Source organism: Ferrovibrio sp. (assembly GCF_965278975.1).
GTDB lineage: Bacteria > Pseudomonadota > Alphaproteobacteria > Ferrovibrionales > Ferrovibrionaceae > Ferrovibrio.
The window spans coordinates 2,704,844-2,718,118 of the sequence record NZ_OZ257126.1 but is presented as its reverse complement, the minus strand read 5'-3'; the positions used below and the strand labels follow the sequence as shown (position 1 = coordinate 2,718,118).

The 13,275-nt window shown below is 63.4% G+C and carries 14 protein-coding genes; 6 read left to right on the top strand and 8 right to left on the bottom strand.

From position 1 onward, the window contains the following. Nucleotides 1–9: 9 nt before the first annotated feature. The 4 genes from ACQY7X_RS13090 to ACQY7X_RS13075 all read right to left on the bottom strand — a co-directional run bounded on the left by ACQY7X_RS13090 (nucleotide 10) and on the right by ACQY7X_RS13075 (nucleotide 3,778). Entirely contained in the window at nucleotides 10–768 is a 759-nt protein-coding gene (locus tag ACQY7X_RS13090; protein WP_428245752.1) for a DsbA family protein, read from the bottom strand. A 109-nt stretch (nucleotides 769–877) separates the two neighbouring features. Further along, entirely contained in the window at nucleotides 878–1,378 is a 501-nt protein-coding gene (locus tag ACQY7X_RS13085; RefSeq protein ID WP_428245750.1) for a DUF721 domain-containing protein, read from the bottom strand. A 36-nt stretch (nucleotides 1,379–1,414) separates the two neighbouring features. After that, nucleotides 1,415–1,885 (bottom strand): hypothetical protein, encoded by a 471-nt coding sequence (locus ACQY7X_RS13080; RefSeq protein WP_428245748.1) that lies wholly within the window; start codon nucleotides 1,883–1,885, stop codon nucleotides 1,415–1,417. Between the two features lie 72 nt (nucleotides 1,886–1,957). Then, nucleotides 1,958–3,778 carry an acyl-CoA dehydrogenase gene (locus tag ACQY7X_RS13075; RefSeq protein WP_428245746.1) on the bottom strand — a complete coding sequence of 607 codons (1,821 nt, stop codon included), beginning with the start codon at nucleotides 3,776–3,778 and terminating at the stop codon, nucleotides 1,958–1,960. Nucleotides 3,779–3,913: 135 nt separating this feature from the next. Here ACQY7X_RS13075 and purB point away from each other — a divergent pair, with 135 nt between their 5' ends. The 4 genes from purB (at nucleotide 3,914) to ACQY7X_RS13055 (ending at nucleotide 7,235) form a co-directional block, all read left to right on the top strand. Further along, entirely contained in the window at nucleotides 3,914–5,290 is a 1,377-nt protein-coding gene (gene purB, locus ACQY7X_RS13070; protein ID WP_428245744.1) for an adenylosuccinate lyase, read from the top strand. Between the two features lie 121 nt (nucleotides 5,291–5,411). Beyond that, nucleotides 5,412–6,293 (top strand): haloalkane dehalogenase, encoded by an 882-nt coding sequence (locus tag ACQY7X_RS13065; RefSeq protein ID WP_428245742.1) that lies wholly within the window; start codon nucleotides 5,412–5,414, stop codon nucleotides 6,291–6,293. Nucleotides 6,294–6,359: 66 nt separating this feature from the next. Then, entirely contained in the window at nucleotides 6,360–6,881 is a 522-nt protein-coding gene (locus ACQY7X_RS13060) for a hypothetical protein (RefSeq protein ID WP_428245740.1), read from the top strand. Nucleotides 6,882–6,899: 18 nt separating this feature from the next. Beyond that, nucleotides 6,900–7,235 carry a hypothetical protein gene (locus tag ACQY7X_RS13055; RefSeq protein ID WP_428245738.1) on the top strand — a complete coding sequence of 112 codons (336 nt, stop codon included), beginning with the start codon at nucleotides 6,900–6,902 and terminating at the stop codon, nucleotides 7,233–7,235. Between the two features lie 89 nt (nucleotides 7,236–7,324). Here the strand turns inward: ACQY7X_RS13055 and ACQY7X_RS13050 are convergent, their stop codons facing one another. Then, nucleotides 7,325–7,804: a VOC family protein gene (locus tag ACQY7X_RS13050; RefSeq protein ID WP_428245736.1), complete on the bottom strand. Its 480-nt coding sequence runs from the start codon at nucleotides 7,802–7,804 to the stop codon at nucleotides 7,325–7,327. Nucleotides 7,805–7,946: 142 nt separating this feature from the next. On the opposite strand from ACQY7X_RS13050, the gene gcvA reads away from it, so the two are divergent. Beyond that, on the top strand, nucleotides 7,947–8,807 hold the full coding sequence (gene gcvA / locus ACQY7X_RS13045; RefSeq protein ID WP_428245734.1) for a transcriptional regulator GcvA: 861 nt from the start codon (nucleotides 7,947–7,949) through the stop codon (nucleotides 8,805–8,807). 11 nt (nucleotides 8,808–8,818) lie between these two features. On the opposite strand, the gene ACQY7X_RS13040 is transcribed toward gcvA, so the two are convergent. Then, the gene (locus ACQY7X_RS13040) at nucleotides 8,819–10,621 is read right to left on the bottom strand and encodes a monovalent cation:proton antiporter-2 (CPA2) family protein (RefSeq protein ID WP_428245732.1); all 1,803 of its coding nucleotides are present in this window, start codon (nucleotides 10,619–10,621) and stop codon (nucleotides 8,819–8,821) included. Between the two features lie 117 nt (nucleotides 10,622–10,738). Here ACQY7X_RS13040 and ACQY7X_RS13035 point away from each other — a divergent pair, with 117 nt between their 5' ends. Continuing rightward, nucleotides 10,739–11,647: a 5'-methylthioadenosine/S-adenosylhomocysteine nucleosidase gene (locus tag ACQY7X_RS13035; RefSeq protein WP_428245730.1), complete on the top strand. Its 909-nt coding sequence runs from the start codon at nucleotides 10,739–10,741 to the stop codon at nucleotides 11,645–11,647. Between the two features lie 3 nt (nucleotides 11,648–11,650). Here the strand turns inward: ACQY7X_RS13035 and argB are convergent, their stop codons facing one another. After that, nucleotides 11,651–12,583 carry an acetylglutamate kinase gene (argB, locus tag ACQY7X_RS13030; protein WP_428245728.1) on the bottom strand — a complete coding sequence of 311 codons (933 nt, stop codon included), beginning with the start codon at nucleotides 12,581–12,583 and terminating at the stop codon, nucleotides 11,651–11,653. Between the two features lie 55 nt (nucleotides 12,584–12,638). After that, nucleotides 12,639–13,274, bottom strand: a complete 636-nt coding sequence (gene yihA, locus ACQY7X_RS13025) for a ribosome biogenesis GTP-binding protein YihA/YsxC (RefSeq protein WP_428245726.1) — start codon at nucleotides 13,272–13,274, stop codon at nucleotides 12,639–12,641. Nucleotide 13,275 lies beyond the last annotated feature (1 nt).

Sequence of the window (13,275 nt, the reverse complement as noted above, 5' to 3'; positions counted from 1 at the left end):
GAGGCCCGCTCAGCGTTTACGGAGCAGGAAGATCACGATGCCGCCAACCAACAGCACAACGATGCCGATGGCGATATAGGTCTTGGTATTGCCGGCAAACCAGCTACCGGCGTTTCCCGCCTGCGGCATGGCACCGCCGCCAGCCGGCGCATTGGCGGCCAGGCCATCGATCAGCTTGCGCAGTTCGTCGATGGTCGGCACACCGGCCAGGGTCTTGCCGTTGACGATCAGAGTCGGCGTCGAATTGACGTTGAACTTCTGATTACCTTCGAGGCGGGAATTCAGGATGTAGTCGGAGACCGCCTGCTCAGTGAAGCAGTTATCCACCTGCTCGGTGGACATGCCGCCAAGTCGGGCGATCTGGGTCAGCGCGGCACGCGGATCGGAGGCCGAGGCCCAGGCGCGCTGCTGGCTGAACATCACTTCCAGGAAGCTGTAATAGCGTTCCGGCCCGGCGCAACGCGCGATGCCGGCGGCGGCCAGGGCGAGCTGATCCAGCGGGAAATCGCGGAAGATCAGCTTCACCTTGCCGGTATCGATATACTCAGTCTTGAGCACCGGCAGGACATTGGCGTGGAAGCTGGCGCAATGCGGGCAGGTCAGCGAGGCATACTCGACGATGGTGACCGGGGCATCGGCCTTGCCGAGCACCATGTCCTGCAAACGCGGATCGGTGGATTGCGCGCGCGCCTCCCCGCCCACGCCAAGGCCCACAAGCCCAATGGCGGCGAAAAACAGAATGGCGGCAAGACGCTGTATATAGTTCATGAAGAGGCTCCCACCCCCAATATCCAGGGGGCATTTTATGGATTTCAACGACGGGCCTTCAACCCAACTCGTCTCTTATCCACAGGAATCTGGCGCCAATAAGGCGCCACTAGCCTTGCTTCAGAAGGGATCGGCCAAGAGTCTCAAGTGCTTGGCGGAGGTTCTTATCCTCGATTGCAGAGAGCAGTTCCGCCAGCCTGGCGGCCTCCTCCGGCCCGAGTCGCTGCGGTATGCGACTCGGACGCGCCTGGCTCGGCTTGGGCCGAATCGGCATCTGCTTGAGTTTCAGCCCAGCCACCACGCGATAACCGAAATAGCTGTTGATGCGTTCGATCACCAGCGGCGCCAGATGCTGCAATTCCAGCGCCTGTGCGCCATTCACGCCGACTTCCAGCGTGGCGCCATGACCATCGCGCGCGCCATAGATCAGGCGTTCCGGCTGGGTATCGGGACTGAGCAGCGGCCCGACGATTTCCGGCCAGCGCGACAGGATGTCGCCGAACACCGCGCCGCGCTGCTTCACCAGCGGCTTGGTCAGCCGCCCGAGCGCGACATTGAGGCCGCGCGGCGCGTTGTAACGCTGGAAGGGTTTTTCCGGCTGATCGGCCATGCCCGCAGCATAGCCGCTGCATGGCCGGCGGAACAGCTATGCCAGGCGGAATCTACGGATGCTGAGGAAACCCAGCGCGATGAATACCAGCAGCACGATACCTTGGGTGATGGCGAAAGGCGGTTCGGCTTTTTCCGCCGCCTGGCGCAAGGCCGGGGTTTTCATGAACACCTGCACCACCAGCACGAAAACTACGAAAAACAGGCTGGCCACCGCACCGCCGGCATAAATGCCGCGCCAGATACCGCGCAAGCCGAAGCGGTAGCGTGCCAGCCAGGTCGGCAGCAGCACCAGCAGGGCGATCACCGCCGTGATATGCGAGGGCAGGATCTGCGTGACCGGAAAGAGGAAACCGCTGGCCGAGGTGAGGATCGCCGCCACCAGGAACAGCTTCGCCATGGCCGGGCGATCTTCGTTGCGCAGCATGTCCAGCACCACGGCCAGGCCGGCGGCTAGTGCCAGGAAGCTGATCAGCGAATGAACAATGGTGAGGGCAACAACATACATGGCGTGAGGCACCTTTGCTGACGGATGCCTCACTCTGCCGCGTCTGCCGACGCTACGCCATCATATCTTGGTTTAGGTGAACCAAGCCGGATTCATGTCGTGAGTCGCCGGCTCCAGCCGCGCCAGCAGCGGCAGCCAGTAATCCAACTTGCCCAGTTCATAGGCATAGAAGTAGCGCGCCGCCGCCAGCTTGCCCTGGTAGAAATCGGCTTCCGTGCCGCTCTTGCCCGCAGCCAGGGCCAAGGCCGCGATGCGTGCCTGACGCAGCCACATCCAGGCCACAACAACATGGCCCATCATATCGAGATACAGCGTGGCATTGGCGAGGTAGAGCGCGATACGGCCATCCTTCGCCGCCGGCAACATCGCCTGGGTAGTTTCCACCACGCGGCCGAGTGCCGCTTCCAGCGTGGCGGCCAAGCTGGCGGTTTCGGCCACATCGCGGGCCAATGCGCAATCGGCCTGGATGGTTTCCAGCAGCAGCTTGAAACCGGCGCCACCCTGCATGGTCACCTTGCGGCCCAGGATGTCCATGCCCTGCACGCCATGGGTGCCTTCATGGATCGGGTTGAGGCGGTTGTCGCGGTAATACTGCTCGACGGGATAATCGCGGGTATAGCCATAGCCGCCCAACACCTGGATGGCATGCTTGTTGGCTTCGAGACAGAATTCGCTGGGCCAGGATTTCACCATCGGGGTAAGCATATCCAGCAGCAGCGACACGCGCTGCTTCTCGGCGTCATCCTTTGCCGCATGCTGCACATCCACCAGATGCGCGGCATAGAGGCAGAGCGCCAGCGCACCTTCAGTGGCCGCTTTCTGCGCCAGCAGCAGGCGGCGGATATCGGCATGCTGGATGATAGGCAGCGGTGGCGAGGCCGGATCCTTGTTATCCGGCGCGCGGCCCTGCAGGCGCTGGCGGGCGTAATCCAGGCTATAGCGGTAGCCGGCAATGCCGAGCGAGGTGGCGCCAAGGCCGACGCCGATGCGCGCCTCGTTCATCATCATGAACATGTAGTCGAGGCCGCGATGCTGCTCGCCGACCAGATAGCCAATGCAGGCGCCGTTTTCGCCGAATGACAGCAGCGTATTGGTGGTGCCGCGATAACCCATCTTGTGATTGAGGCCGGCAAGCTGCACATCGTTGCGCTGGCCGAGACTGCCATCCTCATGCACATGGCGCTTCGGCACGATGAACAACGAGATGCCGCGCACACCGGCCGGCGCGCCCTCGATCTTCGCCAGCACCAGATGCACGATGTTTTCCGCCAGCTCATGCTCGCCGCCGGAAATCCACATCTTGCTGCCACTGATGGAATAGCTGCCATCGGGCTGCGGCACCGCGCGGGTGCGGATATCGGCCAGGCCGGAGCCGGCCTGCGGCTCGGAGAGGCACATGGTGCCGAAGAAGCGGCCCTCGGTCATCGGCTTGAGGTAGCGCCGCTTCTGCTCATCATTGCCGAAGGCGCCGATCAGGTTGGAAGCGCCAATGGTGAGGAAGGCATAGGCGATGGTGCCGATATTGGCGGCATTGAAGCAGGCGAAGCAGCCCTGCATCACGCTCCAGGGCAGTTGCTGGCCGCCTTCATCATAGCCGCGATGTGCCGCCATGAAGCCGGCATTGATGAACTGATCCAGCGCCGCGCGCACTTCCGGGATGATATGCACGGTCTCGCCGTCGAAATGCGGCTCGTTCAGGTCGTTCTTGCGGTTATGGGTCTGGAAATGCGCCGCTGCGATACTCTGGGCAGTATCCAGCGCGGCGCCTAGCGTCTCGCGGTCATGGTCGGCGAAATACGGGCGCTCGGCCAGGGCCGCCACGTCCAGCAGCTCAAAAAGCTGGAAATCCAGGTCGCGGCGGTCGATGGTCGGAACGGTATTTTCAGCAGCCATGGCGGCATCTCCCCGGAATTTGCCCGGACGCTGCCCTAATCGCAGGGAAGCGTCAATCCACGGCCTCTCACGCGTTGAATTGGCCGGCCTGGGAGAGTAAAACCGCCTCGCTTCCCGCTCGCAGACGAGGCCCACATGATTCCCCGCTATACCCGCCCTGAAATGGCTGCCATCTGGGAGCCGGAAATGAAGTTCCGGCTGTGGTTCGAGATCGAGGCCCATGCCTGCGATGCCCAGGCCAAGCTGGGCGTGATCCCGAAATCCGCCGCCAAGGAAGTGTGGAAAAAGGGCAAGTGGGAGATTGCGCGGATCGACGCCATCGAGCGCGAGACCAAGCATGACGTGATCGCCTTCCTCACCAACCTGGCGGAATATGTCGGCCCGGCGGCGCGCTTCGTGCACCAGGGCATGACCTCGTCGGACGTGCTGGATACCTGCTTCAACCTGCAGCTTGTGAAAGCCGCCGACCTGCTGCTGGCCGGCTGCGATCGGGTGCTGAAGGCACTGGAAGAGCGCGCCTTTGAATACCGGCTGCTGCCCACCATCGGCCGCAGCCATGGCATCCATGCCGAGCCGGTGACCTTCGGCTTGAAGCTCGCCGGCTACCATGCCGAATTCCAGCGCGCCCGCCGCCGCCTGGAACTGGCGCGCGAGGAAGTGGCCACCTGTGCCATTTCGGGCGCTGTCGGCACCTTCGCCAATATCGACCCGCGCGTTGAAGAGCATGTCGCCAAGCAGCTCGGCCTGAAGCCGGAGCCGGTGAGCACCCAGGTGATCCCGCGCGACCGCCATGCCGCGTATTTCGCCCATCTGGCTGTGGTGGCGGCTTCCATCGAACGGCTGGCGACGGAGATCCGTCACCTGCAGCGCAGTGAAGTGATGGAAGCCGAGGAATATTTCTCGCCGGGCCAGAAGGGTTCCTCGGCGATGCCGCACAAGCGCAACCCGGTGCTGACCGAGAACCTGACCGGCCTCGCCCGCCTGGTCCGCTCGGCGGTTATCCCGGCGCTGGAAAATGTGGCTTTGTGGCATGAGCGCGATATCAGCCACTCCTCGGTGGAACGCGGCATCGGCCCGGATGCCACCATCCATCTCGATTTCGCGCTGCATCGCCTTGCCGGCGTGGTCGAGAAGCTGGTGGTCTACCCGGAAAACATGATGAAGAACCTGGACCGCTTCGGCGGTCTGGTACATTCGCAGCGCATCCTGCTGGCCCTGACCCAGGCGGGCCTCTCGCGCGAGGACAGCTATCGCCTGGTGCAGAAGCACGCCATGACCATCTGGCGCCAGGGAGGCGACTTCCTGAAGCTGCTGCAAAGCGAGCCGGAGGTGACCGCCAAGCTGAAGCCGAAGCAGCTCGCCGAGCTGTTCGACCTCGGCTACCACCTCAAGCATGTCGACACCATCTTCCGCCGCGTGTTCGGCGCCAAGGCAATGGCAACCCATGCCAAGGCGGTGCGCGCCAAGCCGGGCAAGGCCCGGCCGAAGGTGAAAAAGGGCAAGAAGAAGTAAGCTGCCGCAGCGTCAGCAGCATATTTGATCGCTGGCCTATTTTGAGCATCGGGCCGGCCATTGACTTGGCCGCCCGGAGGTTCAGTCTTTCTCCCATAAACATAAAAGGGAGAGAGACACGATGATCGAAGCCCTGCGCACGCCGGACGAACGGTTCGAGAACCTGCCCGGCTATGCCTTCAAGGCACATTATCTGGAACAGGCTAACGGCCTGCGCATGCATTACCTGGATGAAGGCAGGCATGGCGGCAAGACCTTCCTCTGCCTGCATGGCCAGCCGACCTGGAGCTATCTCTACCGCCGCATGATCCCTGCCCTGGTCGCCGCCGGCCATCGCGTGGTGGCGCCGGACCTGTTCGGCTTCGGCAAATCCGACAAGCCGCGCGAGGATGCGGTCTATACTTTCGATTTCCACCGCGACAGCCTGATCGCGCTGATCCGGGCGCTGAACCTGCATGACGTGGTGCTGGTGTGCCAGGATTGGGGCGGCCTGCTCGGCCTCACCATCCCGATGAAGATGCCGGAACGTTTCTGCGGCCTGTTCGTGATGAACACGTCGCTCGCCACCGGCGACAAGCCATTGACCCAGGGCTTCCTCGACTGGCGCGCCTGGAACAACAAGAACCCGGACATGGCGATCGGCAAACTCATCGCGCGCGGCTGCCCGCATCTGACGCCTGAGGAAGCCGCTGCCTATGACGCGCCCTATCCCGACCTGCACTACAAGGGCGGCGTGCGCCGTTTCCCCAACCTGGTGCCGGACAATCCGCAGGCGCCCGGCACGGAATTGTCGCGCCGCGCACTGGAATTCTGGAAGAACGACTGGCAGGGCAAAAGCGTGATGGTGATCGGTATGGCCGACCCGGTGCTCGGCGCCCCGGTGATGCAGGGCCTGCACAAGGTGATCCGCAACTGTCCGCCCGCCATCGAAGTGCCAGATGGTGGCCATTTCGTGCAGGAATGGTCGGAGCAATTCATGGAGCAGGCGCTCGCACACCTATAATAAAAATATAGATAGAAAATAAAATACCCCCTATAAGAGATTTAATAACTCTTATAGGGGGTATTTATGGATTATATTCCCGTATTCAGGGTGCCGGTCAGGCGCCACTACCTCGTTGCACATTGTCTTGCCGCCTTGGCCCTCCTGCTGCTGGGCGGCTGCCAGGCACAACTCGCGCCGGCTTATGACCAGAGCATCGTGCAGGCGCTCGGCACCGCCAATACCAACGGCATGGCGCTGTTCGATCAGGTGGCGCAGAACCCGGGCAATCCGCAGGGCTACGCAGCGGCACAGGCCAGCTACACGGCGCTGATCGCGCTGCTGGAAGCCACCAAGGTGCAGATCGACAGCCGCCCGATGCCTTCGACACCAGCCGGCTCCAACCTGATCGGCAAGGCAATCAGCGACATCCAGGCGATGCAGGCACCAAGCTCGGGCGTGGTGGCTTTGCTGGCGCAGACCATTTCAACCATGCGCAGCGCCCATGCCGGGCGGTCGCTCAGCCTGATCGAGGTGCAGGCCTTCAAGGGCCAGTTCACCATCTCGATGCAGCAGGCGCTGATCTACGAAAAGGCGCTGGCGCGCTGATAGCCGAGGGAGAGACAGATGACGGCAATCGATCCTGCTGCCCTGACCGGGCAGCTGATTCAGGCGGTAACTGGCGCCATCGGCCAGGATGTCACCCAGGCGGAAGGCTTTGCCCAGGCACAGGTGCAGGCCCTGGCGCAGCAGGGCGCGCTGGTGGCCGCCGGCATCGCCGCGGGCCAGATCGGCGAGGATGTGCAGCCATTCCTGCTTGATGGCCTCAAGACCATGGCACGCAACCTGGTCAACACGCTGAAAGGCCTGGCCGCAGTTATGGTCGAGAAAGCCTGGAACGCGCTGGTCAATACGCTATGGGCCGCCATTGGCAGCGCCATCGGCAAGGTGCTGCCGACTTAGCAATGCAAACAAATACAGCCGCCGGCACAGAGCTAACTGCTCAGGGCCAGCGGCTGCATCTGGAGAACAGCTTTTAGGGCTGCTGGAAACTACTTGGCGAAGATCATCTCGTCATGGGCGAAGGCCTTGAACTCAAGCGCGTTGCCCGACGGATCAAGGAAGAACATGGTGTATTGCTCGCCGACCTCGCCCTCGAAACGCACATAGGGTTCGATCACGAACTTGGTGCCGACGGCGGTCATCTTCTCGGCCAGCGCCTTCCATTCCGGAATGTTCAGCACCACGCCAAAATGCTTCACCGGCACGGCATGATCATCGACATCGCTGGTCTTGGCATGGCCGCATTCCTCGGGCGCCAGATGCGCCACGATCTGATGGCCGAACAGATCGAAATCGACCCAGTTATCCGCCGAGCGGCCTTCCGGGCAGCCGAGCAGACCGCCATAGAAGCGGCGCGCCTCGGCGATATCATGCACCGGGAAAGCGAGATGGAAGGGGCGGATCGGACGGCCGCCATTGGGCAGCGTGCTGCCGGCTTCCGGCTTCTGGGTCGGGGTCAGGGCATTCATGGGGCGGCTCCTGCTGGGGGCTGTTATGCCGCCGATCTTAGCCACTGGCGCCGCCGCGACAATCGATTTAAACTCCTTCGTTATGAGTTTTTCTCATAATGATCCCCACCCTTCACTGAACACGCTGCCTTCTCTGAATGCATTGCGCGCCTTCACCGCCGCCGGGCGGCATCTGAGCTTCACCCGCGCCGCCCAGGAACTGCATGTCACCCAGGGCGCGGTGAGCCGGCTGGTGAAGCAGCTTGAAGCCGATCTCGGCGTGCAGCTGTTCCAGCGCGGCCCCCGGGGCCTGGAACTGACCGAGATGGGTGCGGCCTACCTGCCGGCGCTGAACGATGCCTTCGACCGGCTGACCGCCGCCACCCGCCTGGTGGCGCGTGCCGGGCGACCAGCCAACCGCCTCACCATCACCACGCTGCCGACCTTCGCCATGCGCTGGTTCATGCCGCGGCTGGCGGATTTCCAGCGCCGCCACCCGGAAATCACTGTCGACGTGACCAGCGCCGACCGCCGCATCGACTTCGCCCGCGAGGCCATCGATGTGGGGCTGCAATACGGCGCCGGCGACTGGCCCGATGAACTGGAAGCCAGCTTCCTGTTCCCGGAAACCGTGATCCTGGTCGGCGCCCCGGCCCTGCTGAAAAGCCGCCCGGTGAAACGACCCGAGGATATCCGCCGCCACGCCCTGCTGACCCATTCGACGCGGCCCGAGGCCTGGGCGGAATGGTTCGATCAGGCCGGCATGAAGCCGCCATCAGGCAATCCCGGCCCGGCTTTCGAGCATTTCTTCATGTCGATCGAAGCCGCGGTGAACGGGCTTGGCCTTGCCCTGGTGCCGGATTTCTACGTCAGCACGGAATTGCGCGAGGGCCGCCTGGTGGAGCCGCTGCCCGGGCAGCGGGTGCGCCGCCCTGGCGGCTATTACCTGCTGCACCTGAAGGGCCGCGCGCGCGAACCGGCGATCCGCGCCTTCCGCGACTGGCTGCTCAGCCTGCCCAGCTAATGCTTGCCTGCCTAATGTTTGCCGGGATCGCCGCGCCCGATATTGCCATACATCAGGTCCCGCGCCGCATCGCCCACGTTGCCGCCGGCAATCTCGACATTCAGGCGCTCCAGATCGCGGCGGCGGATATCGGCCAGGATATCGTTCACCGCACTCTCCTCCACCTGCAGCGTCGTCAAGGCCTGCTGGCCCAGCATCAGCGCGGATTCAAAGGTTTCGCGGATCTGGTAATCGACACCGGCCTCGATCAGTTCCTTGGCATGTTCGCGGTCGAAGGCCCGTGCCAGCACCGGCACCAGCGGGAATTCCGCCTTCACCATCTTGACGATCTTCACGCTGGCTTCGCGGTCGTTCAGCGCCACTACCACCAGCCGTGCATGATCGGCACCGGCAGCGCGCAGGATATCCAGCCGCCCGCCATCGCCGTAGTAGATCTTGAAGCCGAATTGCCGGGCATCGCGAATGGAATCCGTGTCGGTATCGATAATCGAGATCGAGCAGTCATTGGCCAGCAGCGGCTGGCTGACAATCTGGCCAAAACGGCCAAAGCCGATCAGCAGCACGCTGGCATGCAGGCCCTCCGCCACCTCGACGCCATCCATTGATGCATCGCCGGTAGCCGGCATCAGGCGGTCATGCAGGATCGACATCAGCGGCGTCAGCACCATGGAAATGATGATGATGGCGGTGAGCATCGCACTGGCCTGGGCGTCGATAATGCCGACACTGGCGGCGGCAGCATAGAGCACGAAGGCGAATTCACCGCCCTGCGCCATCAGCACGGCGCGCTCCACCGCCTCGCGGTGATTGGCGCGGAACAGCCGGGCGATGACATAGATGCCGATGGTCTTCAGGGTCATATAGGCCGCCACCGCGATGGCGATCAGGCGCCAGTTATTCGCCACAGTGGCAAGATCCAGTGCCATGCCGACGCCGAGGAAGAACAGGCCGAGCAGCACGCCACGGAACGGCTCGATATCAGCTTCGAGCTGGTGCCGGAAGGAGGATTCCGACAGCAGCACGCCGGCCAGGAAGGCACCCATCGCCATGGAAAGGCCGGCTGCCTGCATCGCCAGCGCGGAGCCAAGCACCACCAGCAGGGCCGCCGCCGTCATCACCTCGCGCGCCCGCGTCTTGGCCAGCAGGCGGAACATCGGATCGAGCAGCCAGCGGCCGGCGGCGATCAGGCCACCGATGGCCGCAAGCCCGGCGGCAATGCCGGCCAGGCGGTCCATCATGCTCATGCTGCCGCCGCCCGGCGCCAGGAAGGCGACCAGGGCCAGCAGCGGCACGATGGCGAGATCTTCCAGCAGCAGAATGGCGATGATGCGCCGCCCCTTGGGCAGGCCCATGGATTTACGCTCTTCCAGCATCTGCATGACGATGGCGGTGGAGGTGAGTACGAAACCGGTGCCGGCGACGAAGCTCTGCGCTACCGGATAACCGAGTGCCAGACCGACGCAGATCAGCAGGCCGATGCAGACGCCGACCTGGGCCAGGCCGAGGCCGAAAATCTCGCCGCGCATCGCCCAGAGCCGCGTCGGCTGCATTTCCAGGCCGATGATGAACAGGAACATGACAACGCCGAGTTCGGCGACATGCAGGATCGCCTGCGGATCGGAGAACAGCCCGATGCCATAGGGGCCGATGGCAAGCCCGGCGGCGAGATAGCCGAGCACCGAGCCGAGGCCTAGGCGCCGGAACAGCGGCACCGCGACCACGGCTGCCGCCAGCAGGATCACCACAGGCAGCAGATCGAAACCGCCATGATGGGCGGCGGTCTCAGCGGCGCGGGCAGCGGTGTCGGCAGCCATTCTCAATCCCTTCTTGCAACAAGGCCGCACTATGCCGGTTCTGGCCGGCAATCGCCAGAACCGCCTGTCGCAGCAGTGGAGCTTGCGCTATGATCGGGGCAACAACCGGAGTCCACGATGCGCAGCCTGCTGTTTGCCCTCCTCATGCTTTTCGCCCTGCCGGCACAATCCGCCGAACGGCTGGACCCAACGCCGCGCATCGCGGTGATTTCCGCCTTCGCGCCGGAATGGGTGAAACTGAAGGCCGCCGCCAGCGACGCCAGGAGCTTCGATGTGAACGGCATCGAGTTCGTTACAGCAACACTGGCGGGCCGCAAGGTGGTGCTCTTCCTGAGCGGCATTTCCATGGTCAATGCCACCATGGCGACGCAGATCGCGCTCGACCGTTTCGATATCACCGGCATCGTGTTCAGCGGCATTGCCGGCGGCGTCGATCCCGCCCTGCATATCGGCGATGTGGTGGTGGCGGAACAATGGGCCCAGTATCTGGAAGCCACCTTCGCGCGCGATTTGGGCGGCGGCAAATACGCGCTGCCGCCGTGGAAAAAGCCCGAGCAGCCGAATTACGGCATGATCTTCCCCGGCAGCGTGGAAGTGCGCCGCGCCGGGCTGAAACAGCCGGAGGAAAAATTCTGGTTCGCCGCCGATGCCGGCATGCTGGCGGCGGCGCGGCGGCTGCATGATGTGCCGCTGGCGCATTGCACGGCGGCGAATGTCTGCCTGGACAAGAAACCGCGCCTGCTGGTCGGCGGCAACGGCGTATCCGGCCAGGCCTTCGTCGATAATGCCGATTTCCGCCGCTACGTCTTCGCCAGTTTCAAGGCGCAGGTGCTGGACATGGAAAGTGCTGCGGTGGCGATGGTGGCCTATACCAATGGCGCGCCGTTCATTGCCTTCCGCAGCCTATCGGACCTCGCGGGCGGTGAATCCGGCGGCAACGAGATGGCCATCTTCATGGCGCTGGCTTCGGATAATTCCGCCAGCGTGGTGCAACGCTTCTTAAGCGTCTGGCAGCCGCTGCGCTGAAACTCAATCCTTGCGCGGCAATACCGGCGGACGTTCCAGCATGGTGCCGACGCCGTGCGCGGTGAACAATTCGAGCAGCAGCACATGCGGAATGCGGCCATCCAGGATATGCGCCGCGCCGACGCCGCCGCGCACCGCATCCAAGCAAGTTTCCAGCTTCGGGATCATGCCTCCGGAAATCGTGCCGTCGCCCATCAGCATCAACGCATCCTTGGGCGTCAGTTTCGGGATCAGGTGCTTTTCCTTGTTCAGCACACCAGGCACATCGGTGAGCATCAGCAGCTTGGCGGCGCCCACGGCCGAGGCAATCGCGCCGGCAGCGGTATCGGCATTGATATTGTAGGTCTCGCCGTTCTCGCCGACGCCGATCGGCGCGACGACCGGGATGATGTCGGAATTCTGCAGCGTGCGCAGGATATCCGGGTTGACCCGCACCGGCTCGCCGACAAAGCCGAGATCAAGCAGCTTTTCGATATTGGAGCCCGGATCACGCACGGAGCGGCGCAGCTTGCGCGCCTCGATCAGGCGGCCGTCCTTGCCCGAAATGCCGATGCCGATGCCGCCCACCGTGTTGATCGCGGTGGCGACCTGTTTGTTGATCGAACCAGCCAGCACCATCTCGACGATCTCGACGGTGGCCTGGTCGGTGACACGCAGGCCATCAATGAATTCGCTCTTGATCTTGAGGCGCTCCAGCATGGCGCCGATCTGCGGCCCGCCGCCATGCACCACGATGGGATTGATACCGACCTGCTTGATCAGCACCACGTCGCGGGCGAATTCCAGCGCCAGATGCTCGTCGCCCATGGCATGGCCGCCATACTTGATCACCATGGTCTGGCCGTGGAAGCGGCGCATATAGGGCAGCGCCTCGGACAGCACCTTGGCGGTTTCCTGCAGATGCGCTTCCAGGGGCTTGGGGCCGGCGGTTTTCATGGGCGTTTCCGTATCTAAAACCTTAGTGCGGAATTTTATAAAGGGTAACGCAGGCTTAGGCCAGCATTGCCAGTTCGGCGCGCAATTCCGGGATGCCGGTGCCGTTCTCGCTGGAGGTGAACAGCACATCGGGATGCGCCGCCACCCGGCGCGACACCTTGGCCTTGGTTTCGGCCAGTCTCGCCGCCGCTTCTGCCGGCTTCACCTTGTCTGCCTTGGTCAGCACCACCTGGTAGACCACGGCCGAGACATCGAAGATTTCCATGATCTCAAAATCGCTGTCCTTCAGGCCATGGCGGCCATCCACCAGCAGCAGCACGCGGCGCAGGTTGGGCCGACCTTTAAGGAAATCGATGGCCAGTCCGGTCCATTCGGCGGCCACCTGCTTGCCGGCCTGGGAATAGCCATAGCCCGGCAGGTCGACCAGCATCAGCTTGGTGCCCAGGGCGAAGAAATTGAGCTGCTGCGTGCGGCCCGGCGTGTTGGACACGCGGGCCAGCGTCTTGCGGCCGGTCAATGCGTTGACCAGGCTGGACTTGCCGACATTGGAGCGCCCGGCGAAGGCGATTTCCGGCACGCCCGGCCCCGGCAGCATTTCCGCGCGCTGCGCCCCGGCAACAAAATCGCAAGGGCCGGCGAATAGCAGCCGGCCCTTTTCGATCTGTGCCGCGCTATACGGCGACTGCGTCATC

Coding starts and splice junctions, on each gene's coding strand:
- ACQY7X_RS13090 (WP_428245752.1), bottom strand. CDS start 768: ATGAACTATATACAGCGTCTTGCCGCCATTCTGTTTTTCGCCGCCATT.
- ACQY7X_RS13085 (WP_428245750.1), bottom strand. CDS start 1,378: ATGGCCGATCAGCCGGAAAAACCCTTCCAGCGTTACAACGCGCCGCGC.
- ACQY7X_RS13080 (WP_428245748.1), bottom strand. CDS start 1,885: ATGTATGTTGTTGCCCTCACCATTGTTCATTCGCTGATCAGCTTCCTG.
- ACQY7X_RS13075 (WP_428245746.1), bottom strand. CDS start 3,778: ATGGCTGCTGAAAATACCGTTCCGACCATCGACCGCCGCGACCTGGAT.
- purB (WP_428245744.1), top strand. CDS start 3,914: ATGATTCCCCGCTATACCCGCCCTGAAATGGCTGCCATCTGGGAGCCG.
- ACQY7X_RS13065 (WP_428245742.1), top strand. CDS start 5,412: ATGATCGAAGCCCTGCGCACGCCGGACGAACGGTTCGAGAACCTGCCC.
- ACQY7X_RS13060 (WP_428245740.1), top strand. CDS start 6,360: ATGGATTATATTCCCGTATTCAGGGTGCCGGTCAGGCGCCACTACCTC.
- ACQY7X_RS13055 (WP_428245738.1), top strand. CDS start 6,900: ATGACGGCAATCGATCCTGCTGCCCTGACCGGGCAGCTGATTCAGGCG.
- ACQY7X_RS13050 (WP_428245736.1), bottom strand. CDS start 7,804: ATGAATGCCCTGACCCCGACCCAGAAGCCGGAAGCCGGCAGCACGCTG.
- ACQY7X_RS13040 (WP_428245732.1), bottom strand. CDS start 10,621: ATGGCTGCCGACACCGCTGCCCGCGCCGCTGAGACCGCCGCCCATCAT.
- ACQY7X_RS13035 (WP_428245730.1), top strand. CDS start 10,739: ATGCGCAGCCTGCTGTTTGCCCTCCTCATGCTTTTCGCCCTGCCGGCA.
- argB (WP_428245728.1), bottom strand. CDS start 12,583: ATGAAAACCGCCGGCCCCAAGCCCCTGGAAGCGCATCTGCAGGAAACC.
- yihA (WP_428245726.1), bottom strand. CDS start 13,274: ATGACGCAGTCGCCGTATAGCGCGGCACAGATCGAAAAGGGCCGGCTG.